Raw genomic sequence first — 20,285 nt, 5'->3', positions numbered from 1 at the left:
CCGCTCAGGAGGATCCCATGAACCCTGCCGCCGACGACGCCGCCCCGGCACCTCCCGCTCCCAGGGCGCGCCGGATGAGCCGGGACCAGCGCCGCGAGCAGTTGCTGGACACCGCCCTGCGGGTGTTCTCGGACGGCGGCTACCACGCCACGTCCATGGACGAGATCGCCGCGGCGGCCGGGGTGTCCAAGCCCGTGCTCTACCAGCACTTTCCCGGCAAGCGGGAGCTGTTCCTCGCCCTGGTGGAGTACACGCTCACGGACCTCTCCCAGCGACTGGAGCACTCGCTGGCCTCCGCGGACTCCAACCGCTCCCAGGTTCGCAACGTGATCGACACGCACTTCGACTTCGTCCACTCCCGCCCGCAGGCGTACCGCCTGATCTTCAACGCGGACCTCATGTCCTTCCCCGAGGTCGCGGCCCAGCTGGACGAGTTCTACCAGGAGGTCGCCCACGCGGTGGCCGCGCTGCTGGGCCCGCGCACCGGCGCCCCTCCCGCCCAGGCCATGCTGCTGTCCCGGGGTCTCGTGCACCTGGTGCAGACCTCCGCGGTGTACTGGACCCGCCACCCGGAGACGGGCTCGCGCGAGGAGGTCCAGGACCGGCTCTTCCGTTTAGCCTGGGGCGGAATCAAGTCCCTCAACGATGAGCACGCGGAGGCGGCTCCTAGACTGGGCGGCGACGACCAGGACTGACCCGCGGCGCGCACCCGCGGCGGGTGCGGTCCACCGGACAGCGTCCGGCCCGTGGGCACCGCGGACCGGACACCCCGCAGGAGGCACCCATGGAAATCAAGATCGGGATTCAGAACGTGGCCCGCGAGCTCGTGGTCAACAGCGAGATCACGGCGGACGAGGTCCAGGCCAAGGTCACCGAGGCCCTGAACGCTGGCACCCCCCTGGTGCTGCAGGACTCCAAGGGGACCACCACCGTGGTGCCCGCCGCGAGCATCGGCTACGTGGAGACCGGCCAGGAGACCAAGCGCAAGGTGGGCTTCACGCCGCTGCCCCTCGGGTGAGCGGCGCACTCCGCCGCCACCGTCCGACGCCCCCGGGATCACCGCCCGGGGGCGTCGGCGCGTTTGCGGGTACACTGGGGACGTTCCAGCAGGATGACCGGTCGTCCCAGGACACCGTCACGTTCACTCCTCACCCGCTCCGGCACCGCGCCCGGACGGTCACGCACCGTCCGATGAGCGCCCGGGCAGGGTACGTTCCACGATCGGCTTCCTCACACCCACGCGGTGGCCCCCGGCCCGCGCCGTGCCCGCCCGCTCAGGGCGGTCCCGGCGGGTTCCCGGTGACGGTGCCCCGCGCCCATCCCGTGAAGGACAGTTTTGATCGACATCACCGCAACACCCGAGCAGGACGCCCCGGAGCTCGACGAGTCCGGCGCGCAGGCCGTCGAGGCCACCGAACCCGTGGAAGAGTCCTCGTTCGCGGACTTCGGGGTCCGCCAGGACATCGTGGACGCGCTCGCGGCCCACGGCATCACCTCCCCGTTCCCCATCCAGGCCATGACGCTGCCCATCGCGCTCTCCGGCCAGGACATCATCGGCCAGGCCAAGACCGGCACCGGCAAGACCCTGGGCTTCGGCATCCCCGCGCTGCAGCGCGCGGTGGGCCGTGACGACGCCGGCTGGGAGCAGCTCGCGAAGCCCGGCGCACCGCAGGCACTGATCGTGGTCCCCACGCGCGAGCTCGCGGTGCAGGTGGGCAGCGACCTCTCGATCGCGGCGAAGACCCGCAACGCGCGCGTGGCCACCATCTACGGCGGCCGGCCCTACGAGTCCCAGATCGCCGAGCTCGAGAAGGGCGTGGAGGTGGTGGTGGGCACCCCCGGGCGCCTGATCGACCTCAACCGCCAGCACTTCCTGGACCTGAGCCACGTGCGCATGGTCGTGCTGGACGAGGCGGACGAGATGCTGGACCTGGGCTTCCTGCCGGACGTGGAGAAGCTGCTCGCCACGGTCCCGGCCGTGCGCCAGACCATGCTGTTCTCGGCCACCATGCCCGGCCCCGTGGTCGCGATGGCCCGGCGCTACATGACCCGGCCCATGCACATCCGCGCGGCGGCCCCGGACGAGGGCACCACCAAGAAGGACATCCGCCAGGTCATCTACCGCGCCCACCACCTCGACAAGGACGAGGTCGTGGCGCGCATCCTGCAGGCCGAGGGCCGCGGGCGCAGCATCATCTTCACGCGCACCAAGCGCGCCGCCGCCAAGCTCGCGGACGAGCTGATCCACCGCGGTTTCGCGGCCGCTCCCCTGCACGGCGACCTCGGCCAGGGCGCGCGTGAGCAGGCGCTGCGCGCGTTCCGCAACTCGAAGGTGGACGTGCTCGTGGCCACGGACGTCGCGGCCCGCGGCATCGACGTGGAGGACGTCACCCACGTGATCAACTTCCAGTGCCCCGAGGACGAGAAGACCTACCTGCACCGCACCGGGCGCACCGGCCGCGCGGGCAACAAGGGCACCGCCATCACGTTCGTGGACTGGGACGACGTCCCGCGCTGGCGGCTGATCGACAAGGCCCTGGAGCTCGGCATCCCCGAGCCCGTGGAGACCTACTCCTCCTCCGAGCACCTGTACTCGGACCTCAACATCCCGCGCACCGCCAAGGGCAAGCTGCCGAAGTCCCAGCGCACGCTGGAGGGCCTGGACGCCGAGGAGATGGAGGACCTCGGGGACGCGCGTCCGCGCCGCGACGACAAGCGCTCCTCCGGCGGGCCCCGCAACGGCTCCGGCGGACGACGCCGCTCGGGGGCCTCGGGCTCCGACGGCCGCCGTTCCGGTGGTTCCGGCTCCCGCGAGCGCTCGGGGCAGTCCTCCGAGAGCCGGGAGAACGGCCGCGAGAAGACCGCGCACGCCCCGCGCGAGAAGTCCGTGGAGACCTCGGGTGAGGGCGGCGCCAAGCGGCGTCGTCGGCGTCGTCGTCCCTCGGGGCAGAACCGGGGCGGCAACGGGCAGGGTGCCCAGCAGTCCCCCGCCGCCGGAGAGTAGGGGCGGTGAGCGCGCCGGAGCCCTTCACGTTCGACCCGGAGGGCACCAGCGCCATCGTGCACGGTGAGAACCTCACCGTGCTGGAGTCCCTGCCGGACGAGTCCTTCTCCCTGGTGTACCTGGACCCCCCGTTCAACACGGGCAGGGACCAGGTGCGCCGCACCACCCGCTCGGTGCCCGTGGCCCACGGCGAGGGGGACCGGGTGGGGTTCGCCGGGCGCTCCTACGAGACGATCATGGGCTCGCTGCGCCGCTACGAGGACTCGTTCGCGGACTACCTGGGGTTCCTGGAACCCCGGCTGGCGCACGCCCGGCGGGTGCTGGCCCGCCACGGCACCCTGTACGTGCACCTGGACTACCGCGAGGTGCACTACGTCAAGGTGCTGCTGGACGCGATGTTCGGCCGGGAGTGCTTCCTCAACGAGATCGTGTGGGCCTACGACTTCGGCGGGCGCACCACCCGGCGCTGGCCCGCCAAGCACGACACCATCCTGGTGTACGTGAAGGATCCTGCGGCGTACCACTTCAACTCGCAGGACGTGGACCGCGAGCCCTACATGGCCCCGGGTCTCGTGGGACCGGAGAAGGCCGCGCGCGGCAAGCTGCCCACAGACGTGTGGTGGCACACGATCGTCTCCCCCACCGGGCGGGAGAAGACCGGCTATCCCACCCAGAAGCCCGCGGGTGTGCTGCGGCGGATTGTCACGGCGTCCTCGCGGCCCGGGGACTGGGTGCTGGACTTCTTCGCGGGCTCGGGCACCACGGGCGCGGTCAGCGCCGAGCTGGGGCGCCGGTTCGTGTGCGTGGACAGCAACCCCGAGGCCGTGGAGGTCATGCGGTTGCGCCTGCCGGACGTGCCCGTGCGCACCGCCTGAGCGCTCGGCTCAGGGCCAGCGGACCTCCACGCCGGAGGTCGCCTGCTCGCAGATCCTCGTGAGCGAGCGCACGGACGTGGAGTTCTCCCCCAGCCGGTTGGGCTTGCCGTCCCCGTGATAGTCGCTGGAGCCCGTGACCAGCAGGTCGTGCTCGGCGGCCATGGTCATGAGCACCGCGCGGGACTCGTCCGGGTTGTCCCGGTGGGCGACCTCCAGACCGGCCAGGCCGGCGTCGATCATGGCCCCGAAGTCCACCGCGCTGGCCACCCGGCCCCGCAGCGGTGCCATGGGGTGCGCGCACACCGGCACGCCGCCGGCCGCGCGCACCAGCTTGATGGCCTCCACGGGATCCAGGGCGTCGTGGCGCACGTAGTACTTGGAGCGCCCGGAGAGCAGGTTTGAGAACGCGTCCGAGCGCGTGGGCACCACGCCCAGGGCCACGAGCGCGTCCGCGATGTGCGGGCGGCCCACCGTGGCGCCCGGCCCCACCTGTGCGGTGACGTCCTCCCAGCCGATGTCGTAGTCCTCCCCCAGCAGCTCGACCATGCGCCGCGCCCGGGTGAGCCGGTTGCGGCGGCACTCCTCGATCCGCTCCACGAGCGGCTGGTACGCGGGGTCGTGCAGGTAGCTGAGCATGTGCACGGAGATGCCGTCCGCGGTGGTGCACGTGATCTCCATGCCCGGGACGAACGCCACTCCCAGGGACACGGCGGTGTCCCCGGCCTCCTGCCAGCCCGCGGTCGTGTCGTGGTCGGTGAGCGCGAAGACACTGAGCCCGGCCACGTGGGCCGAGCGGGCGACGTCGGCGGGGGTCTCCGTGCCGTCCGAGGCGATCGAGTGGGTGTGCAGGTCGATTCTCACCGCCCCCACGATACCCGCGCGCATCCGCACGGTTGACCGGCGTGACACCATGGGCAGGACAGATCCCGACCCCACCGGGCGCGAGCGATCGCGCCGCGAAGGAGATGACAGCGCCCATGAGCCAGGGCTCAGAACACACCGCCGTTTCCCACCACGCGAGCGAGGACGCCGCGCAGCCCATGGACGAGCGGGTGGACAACCGCTCTCAGCGCCCGGACAGCGACCAGTTCCGCGCGTTCATGGCGTCGAGCTGGGCCCAGCCCGAGACGACGACGACGCCGCGCGCCGAGGTCGCGGAGTTCGCTGCCGCCCGCCGTGCCCGGCTCTCGCGCCTGTTCCCGGGTGAGCGCCTGGTGATCCCGGCTGGTGCACCCAAGGTGCGCTCGAACGACACCGACTACCGCTTCCGCCCGCACTCCGCGTTCGCCCACGTGACCGGCATGGGTGTGGACCACGAGCCCGAGGCCGTGCTGGTGATGGAGCCCACCGAGCCGGGCCACGGCGACGACGGCAGCGACCACGTGGCCACGCTCTACTTCCACCCCATGGCCGGGCGGGACTCCGACGAGTTCTACGCCGACGCCAAGAACGGCGAGTTCTGGGTGGGCTCCCGCCCCACCCTGCAGCAGCTGCAGGACGAGTTCGGACTGCCCACGCAGGACCTCTCCGCGCTGGAGACCGCCGTGACCAAGGACGCCGGCAACGCCGCCCTGGGCGGGCTGAGCATCCGCCTGGTGCGGGACGTGGACCTGAACATGGACGCCCTCGTGGACACCTCCCGCATCAACACGGGCGTGGACCTGGAGCAGTCGGACAGCAAGGACGCCACGCTCACCGAGGCGCTGAGCGAGCTGCGCCTGGTCAAGGACGAGTACGAGATCGGCCAGCTGCGCGTGGCTGTGGACGCCACCATCCGCGGCTTCGAGGACATCGTCTCGGTGCTGCCGCGGGCGATCGGCGGCGAGCGCGGCGAGCGCGTGGTCGAGGGGGCGTTCTTCTCACGGGCCCGTCTGGAGGGCAACGACCTCGGCTACGACACCATTGCGGCGTCCGGCAACAACGCCACCGTGCTGCACTGGATCCGCAACAACGGCTCGGTGAAGCCGGGCGAGCTGATCCTCGTGGACGCGGGCGTGGAGGCGGACTCCCTCTACACCGCGGACCTCACCCGCACCCTGCCGGTGGACGGGACCTACACGGAGATCCAGCGCACCATCTACCAGGCGGTCCTGGACGCCTCGGAGGCCGCCTTCGAGGTGGCCGTGCCGGGCAACCGCTTCCGGGACGTGCACGCCGCGGCCATGGAGGTCCTGGCCCACCGCCTCGAGCAGTGGGGCCTGCTGCCGGTCTCCGCGGAGGTCTCCCTCTCCGAGTCCGGTCAGCACCACCGCCGCTGGATGCCGCACGGCACGAGCCACCACCTGGGCCTGGACGTCCACGACTGCGCGCAGGCCAAGCGCGAGCTGTACCTGGACGCCGTGATCGAGCCGGGCATGGTGTTCACCATCGAGCCCGGGCTGTACTTCAAGGAGGAGGACCTCGCGATCCCGGAGCAGTACCGCGGGATCGGCGTGCGCATCGAGGACGACGTGCTCGTCACCGAGCAGGGCAACGAGAACCTCTCCGCGGCCCTGCCCCGGCGCCCGGAGGACGTCGAGGCCTGGATCCAGGGCATCTGGAACCGGGACGAGAACGTGGGACCCACGGAGGGTCCGGCCGCCTGAGCCGCGTCCTGACGTGAGAACGCCCCGCACTGCAGTGCGGGGCGTTCTGCGTCTCCACCGGGCGCAGCCCGCGGGCCTGGCACCGGTCACCGGGACCTCAGCGGCGGTCCTCCGGGGTGCGGTTCTCGATGCCGCCGCCCTGCTGGGTGTCCCGGGCGTCGTCCGCGGCTGCGGGGCCACCGGTGCGGGTCCACGGCGCGGAACGGTCCACCTCCGGAGTTGCCTCGGGCGCTGCCTCGGGCTCCACGCGGATGCCGTACTGGGGGCGTCCGTCCGGGAGGTCCGGGAACTTCGCGGAGCGGTGGGGGTCCTGCTGTGCCTCCGGGCCCGGCTGCGTGCCCTCGTGAACGCCGGGGCCCGACGCCGCGGGGCTGCTGCCGTGGGCGGCGCCGGCGGGCGCGCCCTGGCCCGGCACACCCGGCTGCCCAGTGGGGCCACCGGTGTACGGGCCGTTCTGGGGTGCGCCGTTCTGGGGCGCACCCTGCTGGGTTCCGCCGTGGCCCGGGCCGCCGTGGCCCCAGTGCCCGCCGTTCCACCCGTCCTGACGGGCACCACCCGGACCGCGACCGCCGAACGGGGCGTGGCCCTGGGCGCGTACCCCGGCACCCGGTTCACCGGGCATGCCGCTGAGCACCTGGCGCGCCTGTCCGGCCACCTCCGGTGCCGCGAGCACCTCGTAGCTGCCCGCCACGATCCGGCTGGTGGACGTGAAGTCCCGCTTGCCGCGGGACATCGCGTACGTGATGGTGGCCATCAGCATGAAGAACGCACCGCCCAGCAGCATGGTGGGCACGATGGACGCGGCCATCTGCGGGCCGCCGAACATGGTGAGGATCAGCCCGAGGAACGCGCCGAAGAAGATGCCGTTGAGCGCACCCTGCAGGGCCACCCGGGGGTAGGACAGCCGCCCGGTCACCTGCTCCACGGACTTCAGGTCGCTGCCGATGATCGAGACCATGGCCACGGGGAAGTGCTCGTCGGACATGTAGTCCACGGCCTTCTGGGCCTCGGCGTAGGTTCGGTAGCGGCCGACCACTTCGCCGCGTGGCATCTCTGGTGCGATGGACAACTGGGACGGGACGCGATTCGGGGTGCTCATGCGCCCCATTCTCCCCCAGCCACCCGCAAGCTCCCAGGGAGAACCCTCCATCATCGCAGCGGGTGAACACGGCGCCCCGGGGGACCATCACCGGGGGTGGCTGACCACCCGGTCCGCCCCGAATGTGACCACTGCCCCCGGATCACTAGGCTGGGCGGGTGAGCACAAACCTTTCCAAGATCTTCGTGGCCCGCCTGATCGGCCTGGACGTCTTCGACCCCCTCGGCGACCGCCTGGGGCGGCTGCGCGACGTCGTCGTGCTGCTGCGCCCCGGCAGCCGACCGTCGCTGAAGACCCGGCCGCTCGTGGTGGGCCTCGTGGTGGAGGTGCTGGGCAAGAAACGGGTGTTCGTGCCCATGACACGCGTGACGAGCATCGACGCGGACCAGATCATCTCCACCGGCCTCGTGAACCTGCGCCGCTTCGAGCAGCGCGGCGCGGAGACCCTCGCGGTGGGCGAGCTCTTCGACCGCACCGTGGTGCTTCTGGACGGCTCCGGCACGGCGACCATCGAGGACGTCGCCATGGAGAAGTCCAACAACCGCGGCGACTGGGTGATCTCCCAGCTGTTCGTGCGCCGCTCGCAGGCCACGGGCGGGCTGATCCGGCGTCGCAACCAGACGCTGATCGTGGACTGGGAGGACACCGACGACCCCTCCAACGCGGGCCACCAGCCGGCCACCCAGTGGGTCGCGCAGCACGAGGAGGACCAGGCGGCGGACCTCGCGGACGAGCTGCGGGACATGCCCGACAAGCGCAAGCTGGAGATCGCCGCCGAGCTGCAGGACGAGCGCCTCGCGGACGTGCTCGAGGAGCTGCCCGAGGACGACCAGGTGTTCATCCTGACCCACATGGACAACGAGCGCGCCGTGGCACTGCTCGAGGAGATGGACCCGGACGACGCCACCGACCTGCTCAACGAGCTGCCGGAGGCCGAGGCCGAACGCTTCATCACCATGATGGAGCCCGAGGACGCCGAGGACGTCCGACGGCTGCGCGAGTACGAGGAGGGCACCGCAGGTTCGCTCATGACCCCCGTGCCCATCGTGCTCTCCCCGGAGGCCACGGTCGCGGAGGCCCTGGCCCACATCCGGCAGGAGGAGGTCATCCCGGCCGCCGCGTCCGCCGTGCTGGTGTGCCGGCCCCCGCTCGAGACGCCCACGGGCAAGTACCTGGGGTTCGTGCACACCCAGCGGCTGCTGCGCTATCCCCCGCCCGAGGCGATCGGCAACCTGATCGACCGCTCCATCGAGCCGGTCTCGGATCAGGCGTCCGTCGCGGACGTGGCCCGCGAGCTGGCCACCTACGACCTCACCATCCTGCCGGTGGTCAACGACCAGGACAGGCTCGTGGGCGCGGTGACGATCGACGACGTCCTCGACGCGCTGCTGCCCGAGGACTGGCGCGCGTACGACGACGGAACCCCCGTGAGGAAGGTGGGCAAGAGGTATGAGTAGTCCCCGACAGAACCCCTCGGCGCAGTACTCCCCCGGTCCCCTGGACCAGCCGAGGGAGAAGCGCCCCGGGTACCTGCCCCGGTTCCGGCCCAACCCGGACTCGTTCGGCCAGCTCACCGAGGCGATCGCCCGGTGGATGGGCACGCCGCAGTTCCTGCTGTGGATGACCGTGTTCGTGACCATCTGGCTGGGCTGGAACACCATGGCCCCCGAGGAGATCCAGTTCGACCCTCGGTCCCTGAACTTCACGCTGCTCACGCTCATGCTGTCCCTCCAGGCGTCCTACGCCGCGCCCCTGCTGCTGCTCGCGCAGAACCGGCAGGACGACCGTGACCGCGTGGTCGCCGAGGAGGACCGCAAGCGCGGTCAGCAGAACCTCGCGGACACCGAGTACCTCACGCGCGAGATCGCGTCCCTGCGGATCGCGCTGCGCGAGGTCGCCACGCGCGACTACGTCCGCTCCGAGCTGCGCAACCTGCTCGAGGAGATCCTCGAGGCCCAGGACCAGCGCGCGGAGGCCGGCGAGGCCGAGCCCGCGGGTCGGCGCGCCGAGGGCGGCAAGCGTTCCGAGGGCGGGCGGAAGAACCCCGGTTCTCGCAAGGGGGACCGCGTCAAGCGCACCGGTACAACCCCGCTCGCCGAGACTCCCGAGGCCACCTACGGCGTGGCCCCCGCCCCGTCCGGGACCGACGACGACGCCCGGTCGGCCACCGCGCCCCCCGGTTCCCACGCGGCGGGGCACCCCGCCCCCGGACCCGGCGCGGCGGCGTCGTCGCATCCGGCAGGGGCACCCGGCGAGGACGGTCAGGAGGGGCACCTGTGAGCGGGAACGGCACGGAGGCCGTCGACCCTCGGCTGCGCGAGGCGCTCGACGGCGTGATCGACCCCGAGCTGCGCCGTCCCGTGACGGAGCTCGGCATGATCCCCGAGGCGGTGCTGGAGGGCGGGACCGCGCGGGTCACCGTGCTGCTCACGGTCTCCGGGTGCCCGCTGCGCGGGACCATCGAGGCCGACCTGCACGAGGCCCTGGCGGCGGTGCCCGGCGTCGAGCACGTGGCGGTGGACGTGGGGGTGATGACCCCCGCCCAGCGCCAGCAGCTGCAGGAGCGGCTGGGACACCACCGCAGCAACCCGTTCGCGGACCCGCACAGCCTGACCCGGGTGCACGCGATCACCAGCGGCAAGGGCGGGGTGGGCAAGTCCAGCGTCACCGTGAACCTGGCCGCGGCGCTGGCCGCCATGGGGCGCACCGTCGGCATCGTGGACGCGGACGTGCACGGCTTCTCGGTGCCCGGGCTGCTGGGCATCACGCAGTCCCCCACGCGCGTGGGGGACATGATCCTGCCGCCCGTGGTGGAGGTGCCCGAGGGCGTGGACCGCAGGCCCGAGGACGGCGCCACCGGGGCGGGGCACCGCTCGCGCGGCGTCATCAAGGTGATCTCCATCGGGATGTTCGTGGACCCCGCCCAGCCGGTGGCGTGGCGCGGGCCCATGCTGCACCGGGCCATCGAGCAGTTCCTCACGGACGTGCACTTCGGGGACCTGGACCACTTGCTCCTGGACCTGCCCCCGGGCACCGGGGACATCGCCATCTCGGTGGGTCAGCTGCTGCCCCGCTCGGGGGTGGTGGTGGTCTCCACCCCGCAGCACGCCGCCGTGAGCGTCGCGCAGCGCTCGGGCACGCTCGCGGAGCAAACCGAGCAGAGCGTCACGGGCGTGGTCGAGAACATGTCCGCCATGGTCATGCCGGACGGCACCCGCATGGAGGTCTTCGGCTCCGGCGGCGGGCAGCGGATCGCGGACTCCCTGGGGGAACGGCTGGGCTACCCGGTGCCGCTGCTGGGCAGCGTGCCCCTGGACGTCACCGTGCGAGAGGCCTCCGACCGCGGCGTGCCCGCGGTGTGGTCCGAGCCCGACTCCCCGGCGGCCGGTCAGCTGTGGGAGATCGCCCGCGCACTCGACGCCCAGGGCCGCGGGCTGGCGGGGCGCAGCCTCGGCATCACGCCGCGGGGCTGAGACCGGCGCACGACGCCGCTCAGGTGGCCTCGGTGTCGAAGGGCGCCCGCTCGCCGCGGGCCAGGCGGCGCACCGTGGGTGTCACCATCGCGGGCGTGGCGTGCTGGGGCGCGGGGTCGTCGTCCTCGAGCAGTGCCTCGCGCACGATCACGCGGGGGTCGTACTGCCGGGGGTCGAGCTTGCGCCAGTCGAGGTCCGCGAACTCCGGGCCCAGGCTCTCCTTGAGGTCGGCGGTGGCGCCGGTGGCGTAGCCGCGGACGGCCTTGACCATCTCCTTGAACTTCTGCGCGTACTCGGGAACCCGCTCCGGACCGATGACCACCAGGGCCACGATGAGAATGATGATGGCTTCCCCGCCAGAAATCCCGAACACCAGACGAGCCTATCAACGCCCCTCGGCACGCCGGGGCGCTAGCCGAGGATCTTCCGCAGGCCGTCCACCACGGTGGACCCGAAGTCCTCGTCGTCCTGCGAGGGCAGGCTCACGCGCCCGCGGTCCTCGGCGACGATGGCGCTCACGGTCTGCGCCATGGTGGCGGGGGGCGAGTCCGAGGACACTGTGTAGACGGCGTCCGGGCGCACCATCACGGCGCGCCAGGGGTCCCCGCGCTCGACCCACAGCCGGGATCCGGACATGGCCGAGCGGTGCATGCCCTCCGCGCTCACGGGCAGCTGGGTGACGCCGTCCAGGGGGTTGTCGGGGTTGACCGTGCCGCGCTGCTCCACGATCTCCACGGTGTCGTGGTCGTTGTGCAGGGAGATCGACACGGCGGGCTGGTCCCCAACACGGGTCCGGCGCACGTCCGCGACCCGGTACCCCTCCGCGGCCAGGCCGGGCACCGCCCAGCCCTGGGCGCGCAGGGACTGGATGTCCGCGTGCGAGGTGGTGTCCACCATCGCGCGCGGACCGGGAGACCACGACGCCGCCGTGCGCGCCGCGGCCGCCTGCTCGCGCTGCACCTGGCGGCCCACGTTCCACACCGCGGTGGTCAGCAGGGCCACGCACAGGCACGCGGCGAACGCCGCCACGAGCCCGATGCCGCCTCGGCTCGGCCGTCGCACGGCCCGCGCCGCGCGCGTCGTCATCCGTGTGACCACCCGCGTCCTCTCCCTCACCGTCCTGCTCCGGGACGCCCGTCCCGGGCGGCCGTCTCCGGGCCGCCGATCCGCACCCATTGTGGAGCAGCAGCCTGACAGCGATCTGGACACCCCAGGGCGTTGCCCCCCCCGGCGCGCGCGGACCGCGATAGGCTGGGGCCCGCGACGTCCCGGCACGTGCCGGAGCACCGCACACCACGTTCCGGGGTCCGCGGATCCCGGCTCACACGGCAGCGAAGGACACCCCGCGTCCATGACCACGGACAAGACCACGAGCTGGGCCTACTGCGAGGCCTACGCCACGGAGGACGAGACGGCCTTCCGGGCCCGCGAGCGCTCCCTCGCCCTGCGGCTGGACCCCGTGACCCCGGCGGTCGCGGCGCTGCTAGGCGTGCTGGCGTCCTCCGCGCGTCCCGCCACGGTCGTGGAGGTGGGCACCGGTGCGGGGGTCTCCGGGCTCGCGCTGCTGCGTGGCATGCCCGCTGAGTCCGTGCTGACCACCATCGACACCGACATCCGCGCCCTGCGCGCCGCGCGGGACACCTTCCGCGAGGCCGGTTTCGAGACCAAGCGCACCCGCACGATCTCCGGGGCCGCGGGCCTCGTGCTGCCCCGGCTCACGGAGAACGCCTACGACATGGTGTTCATCGACGCGGACGTGGCCAACACCGCCGACTACGTGATCGAGGGCGCCCGGCTGCTGCGCCGCGGCGGGATGCTCGTGGTCAACGACGCCCTGCACGGGGACCAGGTCCCCCAGCCCGCGCAGCGCCAGGAGGACACCGTGATCATGCGGGAGGTCGTGCGCACCCTGCGGGACGAGCCCCGGCTGTCCACGGCCCTGCTGCCCACGGGCACGGGCGTGCTGCTGGCCGTCCGCCGGTGATCCGGCCCCTCGCGCGGGACGCCCTGCTCGTGGCGGCAGGCGGAGCCGTGGGATCCGTGCTCCGCTGGGGCGTCACCCACGTGGTCGCCACCGGTTCCGGGTGGCCCTGGGCCACGCTGGGCTGCAACGTGCTGGGCGCGTTCCTGCTGGGTCTGCTGCTCGAAGCCCTCACCCGGCCCGGGGACGAAACCCCCCGCGCGCACTCCACCCGTCTCGTGCTCGGCACAGGGCTGCTGGGAGGCTTCACCACCTACTCCGCGTTCGCGCAGGACCTGTGGGAGCAGCTTGCCGCCGGTGGCACGGGTCAGGCCGTGCTCACCGCGGCGGTGATGCTCCTGGCCGGGCTGCTCGCCGCCGGGGCGGGCGTGCTGTGCGGTGCGCGGGTCCGTGCCGGTGCTCCCGGCGCTGAGCCGCGCAGCGGGGGCCAGCGGTGATCGCCGCGCTCGCCGTGGCCCTGGGCGGAGGTCTCGGCGCCGCCCTGCGTCTGCTCACGGACCGTCTGGTGACCTCGCGGCAGCGGCGGCCGTTCCCCCTGGCCACGGTGCTGGTCAACGTGCTCGGCTCGTTCGTGCTGGGCCTGGTGAGCGGTCTGAGCCTGCTGCTCGGCCCGCTGTGGACCGCGGCCCTGGGTGCGGGACTGTGCGGCGGCTACACCACGTTCTCCACCGCGATGGTGGACGCCGTGCGCCTGCTGCGGGAGCGTCGTGGCGGCGCTGCCCTGGCCGCGGTGCTCGGCACCCTGCTGTGGAGCCTGCTCGCCGCGGCGGCCGGCACCACGCTCGGGGCGCACTGGGCCGCCTGAGCACGCGGCCCCCGGACCCGGGATTCCCGCTCCCCGCCCGGGGCACCCGTGCGTTCTGAGGGTCTGCACCGCGCCCGTCCGCGGGTGCGGGCCGAGCGGACCCGGCTCGTGCGGCGCACACAGTGACCGCGGCCCGCGGCCCCGGACAGGCGGTCCCGGGTGCGCGAGAGCCCCCCACCGTGGTGGGGGGCTCTCGGGGTAAGGACGGTGGGGGCCGCGTACTACTGGGTCACACCGGCGAGGCACTCGCGCAGCTCGGCGGCCTCGTCCGCCTTGAGCTCGACCACGAGGCGTCCGCCGCCTTCCAGGGGGACCCGCATGATCAGGCTGCGTCCTTCTTTGGTGACCTCCATGGGTCCGTCACCCGTTCTCGGCTTCATGGCCGCCATTGATGAGCTCCTCTTCGTGTGTACTGACCGAACCATCTTACCGAACGCGAGCCCCTGCCGTGACGCCGCCCACGCCCGAGCGAGCCCCGGCCGGGTGGTTCTCGCCGCGCGGCGGGACGCGCGGCGTCGTCGTGCCCCGTGCTGCCGCGGGGCCCGTGGGCGGCGTCAGGGCGGGTAGTCCCCGCCGCCGGGCAGCTGCTTCCAGTGCCACAGCCACCCGACCCACACGAGCTGCAGGAGGGCCCCGCCGAGCACCAGCAGCACGCGGTACGCCCGGGAGTCGCTCACCCGCACGAGGGCCGCGGCCAGCGGGGCCCATGGCAGCAGCAGCCGGAACGTGGAGCTCTGCGGGTTGAGCACCAGCAGCAGGTAGCACCCGTACGCGGCGAGCCACACCCGCACGAAGAACGGCAGGGCGCTGCGCACGGGGCCGCTGCGCAGCACGGGCACCGCGGCGGCCACGAGCAGCACGGGCGCGAGGAGCCCCGCCACGGGCCCGAGGAACCGGGTGGCCTGGGCGAACCACGGCAGCACGGGAACCACGCCGGAGGAGCCGCGCCACGCGGCCTCGGTCTCCGTGTACGCCGTGGGTTCACCCGTGACGGCCCACGCGATCACCGGCCAGGCCAGCGCCGCCGCGCACGCCAGCAGCGCGACCGCGAGCCACCGGTCGGCGCAGCGGTACCAGGCACGACGCCGCGCCCGCACGTCCCGCACGCTGCGCCACAGCCACCACACGCCGAGGGCCGCGGCGAGCGCGACGCCGGTGGGCCGGGTGAGCGCCTGCAGCACCACGAACACCGCCGCCCCCGCGGCCCGTCCGCGCACCACGCACAGAATGGCGCTGAGCAGGAACAGCAGGCTGAGCGCCTCCGCGTAGGGGGTCTGCAGCACCGGTGCCACGGGGTTGAACGCGAACACGGCCACGGCCCACAGCGCCGGGACGGAGGCGCCGCCGCGCGTGCGCGGGGTGCTCATCACGGGGGCGGTGCACGTGAGGCGGTACAGCACGAGCGCCGCCCCGAAACCGGCGAGCAGGGACACGGTGGAAGCCGTGCCCGCCCAGCCGGTCCCGGTGACCTCGGTGATGCCCCGCACCAGGAGGGGGAACACGGGGTAGAACGCCCAGGGGTTCTCGCGCACCGTGCCCAGGGAGTCCCGGGGCAGCTCCGAGGGGTAGCCGTGCTCGAAGATGGTGCGGTACCAGTCCGAGTCCCACGTGGCCACGAAGTCGAGGTAGCCCAGGGGGCCCTGGCCCCACGGCCCCGGCCCCTGCTGCCCGCCGACCACACTGAAGACCGCCCACCCCCACACCCGGGAGAGTCCGTAGAGCGCGAGCACCGCGAGCCACCACGGGCTCCGAGCCCACGCGCCGCCCAGGGCCGCCCGCCACGGACGACGCCGCGCGGTGAGGGCATCCTCGACGGTCACCGCTCCGGCGGCGCGCGGTGCACCTCCCGCCCCGTCGTCCGCGCTGGAGGGGTGCCCGGGGCCCGCCCGGCGCTCCGCCTCCGCGGGGCAAGGCGCGTCGTCCCACCTCGCGGCGGCGGGTCCGGGGGCCACGCCGTCGGCCGTGGCCGCGTCCTTGCGGGCCCGGTCCCCCGAATGCCTCCGCCCCGTGTCCCGGGCCCGGCTCATGCCCCGGAACCGGGAGCGGGCTCCCCTGGCAGGTCGTGGTCCCCGGCGGCGTCGGCCCCGGGGCGGGGCGCGGCGGCGTCGGAAACCTGCATGCCGGGGTCCTCGGCGTGGACCGAGGCGAGGATCTCCACGACCTCCTCGGCGGTGTCCACCACCCGCAGCAGATCCAGATCCGCCTCGGCCACCTTGCCGCCGGCCACGAGCGTGCCCGTGATCCAGTCCAGCAGCGGACCCCAGTACTCGGTGCCCACCAGGATCACGGGGAAGCGGGTGATCTTGCCGGTCTGCACCAGGGTCAGCGCCTCGAACAGCTCGTCCAGGGTGCCGAAGCCGCCGGGCAGCGCCACGAAGCCCTGGCTGTACTTCACGAACATGGTCTTGCGCGCGAAGAAGTACCGGAAGTTGATGCCCAGGTCCACCCAGGGGTTCAGGTGCTGCTCGTGCGGCAGCTCGATGCCGATGCCCACCGAGTGCGCCCCCACGTCCACCGCGCCACGGTTGGCGGCCTCCATGACGCCCGGCCCGCCGCCGGTGACCACGGCGTAGCCCGCGGCGCCGATCTGCCGCCCGAGCTCACGGCCGAGCTCGTACTCGGGGTGCCCGGGAGCGGTGCGCGCGGAGCCGAACACCGTGATCGCGGGGCCGAGGTTCGCGAGCGCGTCGAAGCCCTCCACGAACTCCGCCTGGATGCGCAGCACGCGCCACGGGTCCGTGCGGGTGAAGTCGTCCGGCTCGGCCGGCCGCTGGTCCAGGAAGCGCTGGTCGGAGGTGCGCCGCTGCAGCTGGGCGCGGCGCAGCACCACGGGGCCCTTGTGGCGTTCGGCGGGTCCGGCGGGCTCGGGCAGCGGATCGGGGGTCGTGTCCTGGGAAGTCATGTGCTCAGGCTACGTGGCGGATCAGGACAACCACTGGGACAGCGCCCGGTGGCACGCGCGCACGGCGTCGTCGACCACGTGCTCGTCGTCCGTGTGGGCCAGCAGGGCGTCCCCCGGACCGAAGTTCACGGCGGGCACCCCTGCCTCCGAGAAACGGGCGACGTCCGTCCAGCCGTACTTGGGCATGGGCTCCTGGCCCACCGCGGCCACGAACTGCGCGGCGGCGGGGCGGTCCAGTCCGGGGCGCGCCGCCGGGGAGAGGTCCTGCCACTCGATCTCGTACCCCTTGAACACCTCGCGCACGTGCTGCTGCGCCTGCTGCAGCGTCTTGTCCGGGGCAAATCGGTAGTTGACCTCCACCCACGCGGTGTCCGGGATCACGTTGCCGGCCACTCCCCCGCCGATCCGGATGGCGTTGAGCCCCTCGCGGTAGTCCAGGCCCTCCACGGTGACGGTCCGCGGCTCGTAGCGCGCCAGCCGCTCCAGCAGCTCCGCCTGCTTGTGGATCGCGTTGTCCCCGATCCAGGCGCGCCCCGAGTGGGAGGCCTTGCCGTGGGTGGTGATCCGGAATCGCATGGTGCCGTTGCACCCGCCCTCCACCGTGCCGTTGGTAGGCTCCAGCAGCACCGCGAAGTCCGCCTCGAGCAGCTCGGGCGCGTTGCGCATCACACGCCCCAGACCGCTGGCGTCGCTGGAAACCTCCTCGTGGTCGTAGAACACGTACGTGACGTCCCGGTTCGGCTCCCGCAGCTGCTGCGCCAGCGCGAGCTGCACCGCCACCCCGCCCTTCATGTCCGTGGTGCCGCGGCCGTAGATCACGTCCCGGTCCCCCTCACGACGCCGCACGGACGGCACCGCGCCCAGCGCCCCCTCCACGGTGGGCAGGGGCACGGTGTCCAGGTGCCCGGCCAGGATCACGCGTTCCTCACGCCCCAGCTCGGTGCGGGCCACCACGGTGTCCCCGTCCCGGTGCACCGTGAGGTGCGGCAGCTCGCGCAGGGCCGCCTCCACGGCGTCGGCGAGCGGCCCCTCGTGGGCCGAGACGGACTCCACGTCCACGAGCGCGGCCGTGAGGTCCGCAGGGTCCATGGTGAGGTCGAGTACGGGTGTCTGCTGATCGGATGCCATGGCGGCCAGCATAGTCACCGGGACCCTGCAGCCCGCCGGGAACGACCCGGCTGCCGCCCGACCAGCTGGTGCCGCGGCGTCGGGCGCGGGAGGGGCGGCACGCCTGCCCGCTTAGGATGGAGCCATGACTTCAACGAGCGAGAGCACCGTCAATTCCCGCGTCGCCTCGGGCGTGGGCCTGGCCACCGTGGTGGACGCCGGCGAGCGCGCCGGGACCGTCCTGGACGTCTTCTACCCCGCCCCCGCCCTGAGCGCGAACCCGGACGCCAGCTACGAGGCGGACCTGCGCGTGGCCGCGACCACGGACCCGGACCGCAACGTGCGCTCGGAGATCGTGACCACGGTGATCGACCTCGACGAGGCCCCCCGCGACGCCGCCGACGCCTACCTGCGGCTGCACCTGCTCTCCCACCGGCTCGCGCAGCCCAACACCATCAACCTGGACGGGGTGTTCGGGCTGCTCGCCAACGTGGCGTGGACGAGCCGCGGTCCGGTGCTCGCCGAGGAGCTGACCCGGTCGCTTCTGCGGCTGCGCGCCGGCGGGGCCGTCACGGTGTTCGGCGTGGACAAGTTCCCGCGCATGGTGGACTACGTGGTCCCCTCCGGTGTCCGCATCGGGGACGCGGACCGCGTGCGCCTGGGGGCGCACCTGGGCGAGGGCACCACGGTGATGCACGAGGGCTTCGTGAACTTCAACGCGGGCACCCTGGGCGCTGCCATGGTCGAGGGCCGGATCTCCGCCGGCGTGGTGGTCCACGACCACACGGACATCGGCGGCGGTGCGTCCATCATGGGCACCCTCTCCGGGGGCGGCAAGCAGCGCATCACCCTGGGCGAGCGCTGCCTGCTGGGCGCCAACGCGGGCGTGGGCATCTCCCTGGGCGACGACTGCGTGGTCGAGGCCGGTCTCTACGTCACCGCGGGCACCCGGGTGTCCCTGCTCGACGCCGCCGCGGAGCCCCGCGTGGTCAAGGCCTCCGAGCTCTCGGGCGCCGACAACCTGCTGTTCCGCCGCAACTCGACCACCGGTGCGGTGGAGGCCCTGCCCCGCCGCAACGGCACCGTGGAGCTGAACGCGCAGCTGCACGCGAACTGACGCCGGCGGGCACCTTCACGCTGGGCGACGTGACCGGGCCCCGGTCAGAGGGCGAGCAGCCCCCGGTGAACGTGGCGCTCGCCCAGCCCCGCGGCGGTTGCCGACGCCGCCCGCTCCCGTCGGAGTCGCAGGGCTCCCCGCGGGGGTGCCGTGCGCGCGGACCGGCGCGAACGGCGTCGTGAGCCGCACACGGCCGGGTTCCCGGGAGACCGGGAGCCCGGCCGCGCGTGTGCGCCCCGGCGCACTGGATAGGGTGGTGACCATGAAGATTCTTGTCACCGGGGGAACCGGCTACATCGGCTCGCACACCGTCCTGGCCCTGCTGGAGGCGGGCCACGACGTGGTCGTGCTGGACAACCTCTCCAACTCCTCCCGCGCCTCGCTGGAGCGCGTCGCGGAGCTCGCCGGGCGGGACGTCACCGCGTTCGAGCGGGTGGACCTGCTGGACCGCGCGGGCCTGGACCGGGTGTTCCGGGAGCACCGGCCCGAGGCCGTGATCCACTTCGCCGGGCTCAAGGCCGTGGGCGAGTCCGCCGAAAAGCCCCTGTGGTACTACACGAACAACGTCTCCGGCACCGTGAACCTGCTGTGGGCCATGGAGGAGAACGACTGCCGCAGCATCGTGTTCTCCTCCTCCGCCACCGTGTACGGCGCGCCGGAGACGATGCCCCTGACCGAGAAGCTGTCCATGGACGCCCAGAACCCCTACGGGCGCACCAAGGAGCACATCGAGGACATGCTCGCGGACCTCGCCGCCTCGGACGAGCGCTGGTCCGTGGCGCTGCTGCGCTACTTCAACCCGGTGGGCGCCCACGAGTCCGGGCGGATCGGCGAGGACCCCTCGGGCATCCCCAACAACCTCATGCCGTTCGTGGCGCAGGTGGCCGTGGGACGGCGCGAGAAGCTCATGGTCTTCGGCGACGACTACCCCACCCCGGACGGCACCGGCGTGCGCGACTACATCCACGTGGTGGACCTCGCGGACGGCCACCTCAAGGCCCTGGACCGGATCAGCGAGGACCCGGGGGTGCACGTGTGGAACCTGGGCACCGGACGCGGCTACTCGGTGCTGGAGGTCCGCGAGGCGTTCCAGAAGGCCTCGGGCCGGGAGATCCCCTACGAGATCGCCCCGCGCCGCCCCGGCGACGCCGCCGTGTCCTACGCCGATCCCGCCTCGGCCCTCGCGGAGCTGGGCTGGTCCGCAGACCGCGACATCGACACGATGTGCCGGGACCACTGGAACTGGCAGAAGAACAACCCGAACGGCTACGAGGGCTGAGTCCCTCCCCCGGGCCCGACGCCGCCTACGCGCCGGTCCGGGGCAGGGGCGCCTTCGT

The 20,285-nt window shown here is 73.0% G+C and carries 21 protein-coding genes; 13 read left to right on the top strand and 8 right to left on the bottom strand.

Going from position 1 to position 20,285, the window contains the following annotated elements; translation table 11 throughout:
- Positions 1–17 precede the first annotated feature (17 nt).
- From DNL27_RS04775 to DNL27_RS04760, 4 genes are all read left to right on the top strand, one after another.
- Positions 18–695, top strand: coding sequence for a TetR/AcrR family transcriptional regulator (locus DNL27_RS04775; RefSeq protein ID WP_112234852.1), 678 nt, complete (start codon positions 18–20; stop codon positions 693–695).
- Positions 696–784: 89 nt separating this feature from the next.
- Complete coding sequence (locus tag DNL27_RS04770) at positions 785–1,018, top strand: DUF3107 domain-containing protein (RefSeq protein ID WP_041297317.1); 234 nt, start codon at positions 785–787, stop codon at positions 1,016–1,018.
- Between the two features lie 318 nt (positions 1,019–1,336).
- Positions 1,337–3,004, top strand: coding sequence for a DEAD/DEAH box helicase (locus tag DNL27_RS04765; RefSeq protein WP_012397913.1), 1,668 nt, complete (start codon positions 1,337–1,339; stop codon positions 3,002–3,004).
- Positions 3,005–3,009: 5 nt separating this feature from the next.
- Positions 3,010–3,879 carry a site-specific DNA-methyltransferase gene (locus tag DNL27_RS04760; protein ID WP_012397912.1) on the top strand — a complete coding sequence of 290 codons (870 nt, stop codon included), beginning with the start codon at positions 3,010–3,012 and terminating at the stop codon, positions 3,877–3,879.
- 9 nt (positions 3,880–3,888) lie between these two features.
- Here the strand turns inward: DNL27_RS04760 and DNL27_RS04755 are convergent, their stop codons facing one another.
- Positions 3,889–4,740 (bottom strand): PHP domain-containing protein, encoded by an 852-nt coding sequence (locus tag DNL27_RS04755; protein WP_112235756.1) that lies wholly within the window; start codon positions 4,738–4,740, stop codon positions 3,889–3,891.
- 116 nt (positions 4,741–4,856) lie between these two features.
- Between DNL27_RS04755 and DNL27_RS04750 the strand changes: the two genes are divergently transcribed.
- Entirely contained in the window at positions 4,857–6,464 is a 1,608-nt protein-coding gene (locus DNL27_RS04750; protein WP_112234851.1) for an aminopeptidase P family protein, read from the top strand.
- 97 nt (positions 6,465–6,561) lie between these two features.
- Here the strand turns inward: DNL27_RS04750 and DNL27_RS04745 are convergent, their stop codons facing one another.
- Positions 6,562–7,563, bottom strand: coding sequence for a general stress protein (locus DNL27_RS04745; RefSeq protein ID WP_012397909.1), 1,002 nt, complete (start codon positions 7,561–7,563; stop codon positions 6,562–6,564).
- Between the two features lie 158 nt (positions 7,564–7,721).
- On the opposite strand from DNL27_RS04745, the gene DNL27_RS04740 reads away from it, so the two are divergent.
- From DNL27_RS04740 to DNL27_RS04730, 3 genes are read left to right on the top strand one after another with little or no spacing between them, the layout of a single operon-like run.
- Positions 7,722–9,020 carry a magnesium transporter MgtE N-terminal domain-containing protein gene (locus tag DNL27_RS04740; RefSeq protein ID WP_112234850.1) on the top strand — a complete coding sequence of 433 codons (1,299 nt, stop codon included), beginning with the start codon at positions 7,722–7,724 and terminating at the stop codon, positions 9,018–9,020.
- Entirely contained in the window at positions 9,013–9,843 is an 831-nt protein-coding gene (locus DNL27_RS04735) for a DUF1003 domain-containing protein (protein ID WP_112234849.1), read from the top strand. Before DNL27_RS04740 ends, DNL27_RS04735 begins: the two co-directional genes overlap by 8 nt.
- A complete protein-coding gene (locus tag DNL27_RS04730) occupies positions 9,840–11,036 on the top strand; it encodes an Mrp/NBP35 family ATP-binding protein (protein WP_012397906.1) in 1,197 nt (398 codons plus the stop codon). Before DNL27_RS04735 ends, DNL27_RS04730 begins: the two co-directional genes overlap by 4 nt.
- Before the next feature lie 19 nt (positions 11,037–11,055).
- Here the strand turns inward: DNL27_RS04730 and DNL27_RS04725 are convergent, their stop codons facing one another.
- The gene (locus tag DNL27_RS04725; protein ID WP_058956200.1) at positions 11,056–11,409 is read right to left on the bottom strand and encodes a twin-arginine translocase TatA/TatE family subunit; all 354 of its coding nucleotides are present in this window, start codon (positions 11,407–11,409) and stop codon (positions 11,056–11,058) included.
- A gap of 38 nt (positions 11,410–11,447) precedes the next feature.
- Positions 11,448–12,122 (bottom strand): hypothetical protein, encoded by a 675-nt coding sequence (locus DNL27_RS04720; protein ID WP_239494457.1) that lies wholly within the window; start codon positions 12,120–12,122, stop codon positions 11,448–11,450.
- Between the two features lie 265 nt (positions 12,123–12,387).
- Here DNL27_RS04720 and DNL27_RS04715 point away from each other — a divergent pair, with 265 nt between their 5' ends.
- From DNL27_RS04715 to DNL27_RS04705, 3 genes are read left to right on the top strand one after another with little or no spacing between them, the layout of a single operon-like run.
- The gene (locus DNL27_RS04715; protein WP_058956199.1) at positions 12,388–13,020 is read left to right on the top strand and encodes an O-methyltransferase; all 633 of its coding nucleotides are present in this window, start codon (positions 12,388–12,390) and stop codon (positions 13,018–13,020) included.
- On the top strand, positions 13,017–13,454 hold the full coding sequence (locus tag DNL27_RS04710; protein WP_112234848.1) for a CrcB family protein: 438 nt from the start codon (positions 13,017–13,019) through the stop codon (positions 13,452–13,454). Before DNL27_RS04715 ends, DNL27_RS04710 begins: the two co-directional genes overlap by 4 nt.
- Positions 13,451–13,822: a CrcB family protein gene (locus DNL27_RS04705; protein WP_112234847.1), complete on the top strand. Its 372-nt coding sequence runs from the start codon at positions 13,451–13,453 to the stop codon at positions 13,820–13,822. Before DNL27_RS04710 ends, DNL27_RS04705 begins: the two co-directional genes overlap by 4 nt.
- Positions 13,823–14,043: 221 nt before the next feature.
- On the opposite strand, the gene DNL27_RS04700 is transcribed toward DNL27_RS04705, so the two are convergent.
- From DNL27_RS04700 to dapE, 4 genes are all read right to left on the bottom strand, one after another.
- Positions 14,044–14,211 carry a DUF3117 domain-containing protein gene (locus DNL27_RS04700; RefSeq protein WP_012397900.1) on the bottom strand — a complete coding sequence of 56 codons (168 nt, stop codon included), beginning with the start codon at positions 14,209–14,211 and terminating at the stop codon, positions 14,044–14,046.
- Positions 14,212–14,376: 165 nt separating this feature from the next.
- Positions 14,377–15,642 carry a mannosyltransferase family protein gene (locus DNL27_RS04695; protein WP_239494456.1) on the bottom strand — a complete coding sequence of 422 codons (1,266 nt, stop codon included), beginning with the start codon at positions 15,640–15,642 and terminating at the stop codon, positions 14,377–14,379.
- Positions 15,643–15,845: 203 nt separating this feature from the next.
- A complete protein-coding gene (locus DNL27_RS04690) occupies positions 15,846–16,724 on the bottom strand; it encodes a TIGR00730 family Rossman fold protein (RefSeq protein ID WP_112234845.1) in 879 nt (292 codons plus the stop codon).
- Between the two features lie 21 nt (positions 16,725–16,745).
- Positions 16,746–17,852 (bottom strand): succinyl-diaminopimelate desuccinylase, encoded by a 1,107-nt coding sequence (gene dapE / locus DNL27_RS04685; RefSeq protein WP_112235754.1) that lies wholly within the window; start codon positions 17,850–17,852, stop codon positions 16,746–16,748.
- Between the two features lie 124 nt (positions 17,853–17,976).
- On the opposite strand from dapE, the gene dapD reads away from it, so the two are divergent.
- Both dapD and galE read left to right on the top strand, forming a co-directional pair.
- Positions 17,977–18,948, top strand: coding sequence for a 2,3,4,5-tetrahydropyridine-2,6-dicarboxylate N-succinyltransferase (dapD, locus tag DNL27_RS04680; protein ID WP_112234844.1), 972 nt, complete (start codon positions 17,977–17,979; stop codon positions 18,946–18,948).
- 262 nt (positions 18,949–19,210) lie between these two features.
- A complete protein-coding gene (gene galE, locus DNL27_RS04675) occupies positions 19,211–20,227 on the top strand; it encodes a UDP-glucose 4-epimerase GalE (protein ID WP_112235753.1) in 1,017 nt (338 codons plus the stop codon).
- The last annotated feature ends 58 nt before the right edge of the window (positions 20,228–20,285 follow it).

Source organism: Kocuria sp. BT304 (genome assembly GCF_003290245.1).
Classification (GTDB): domain Bacteria; phylum Actinomycetota; class Actinomycetes; order Actinomycetales; family Micrococcaceae; genus Kocuria; species Kocuria rhizophila_A.
The sequence above is the reverse complement of the archived record's forward strand: the minus strand, read 5'-3'. Positions and strand labels throughout refer to the sequence as shown.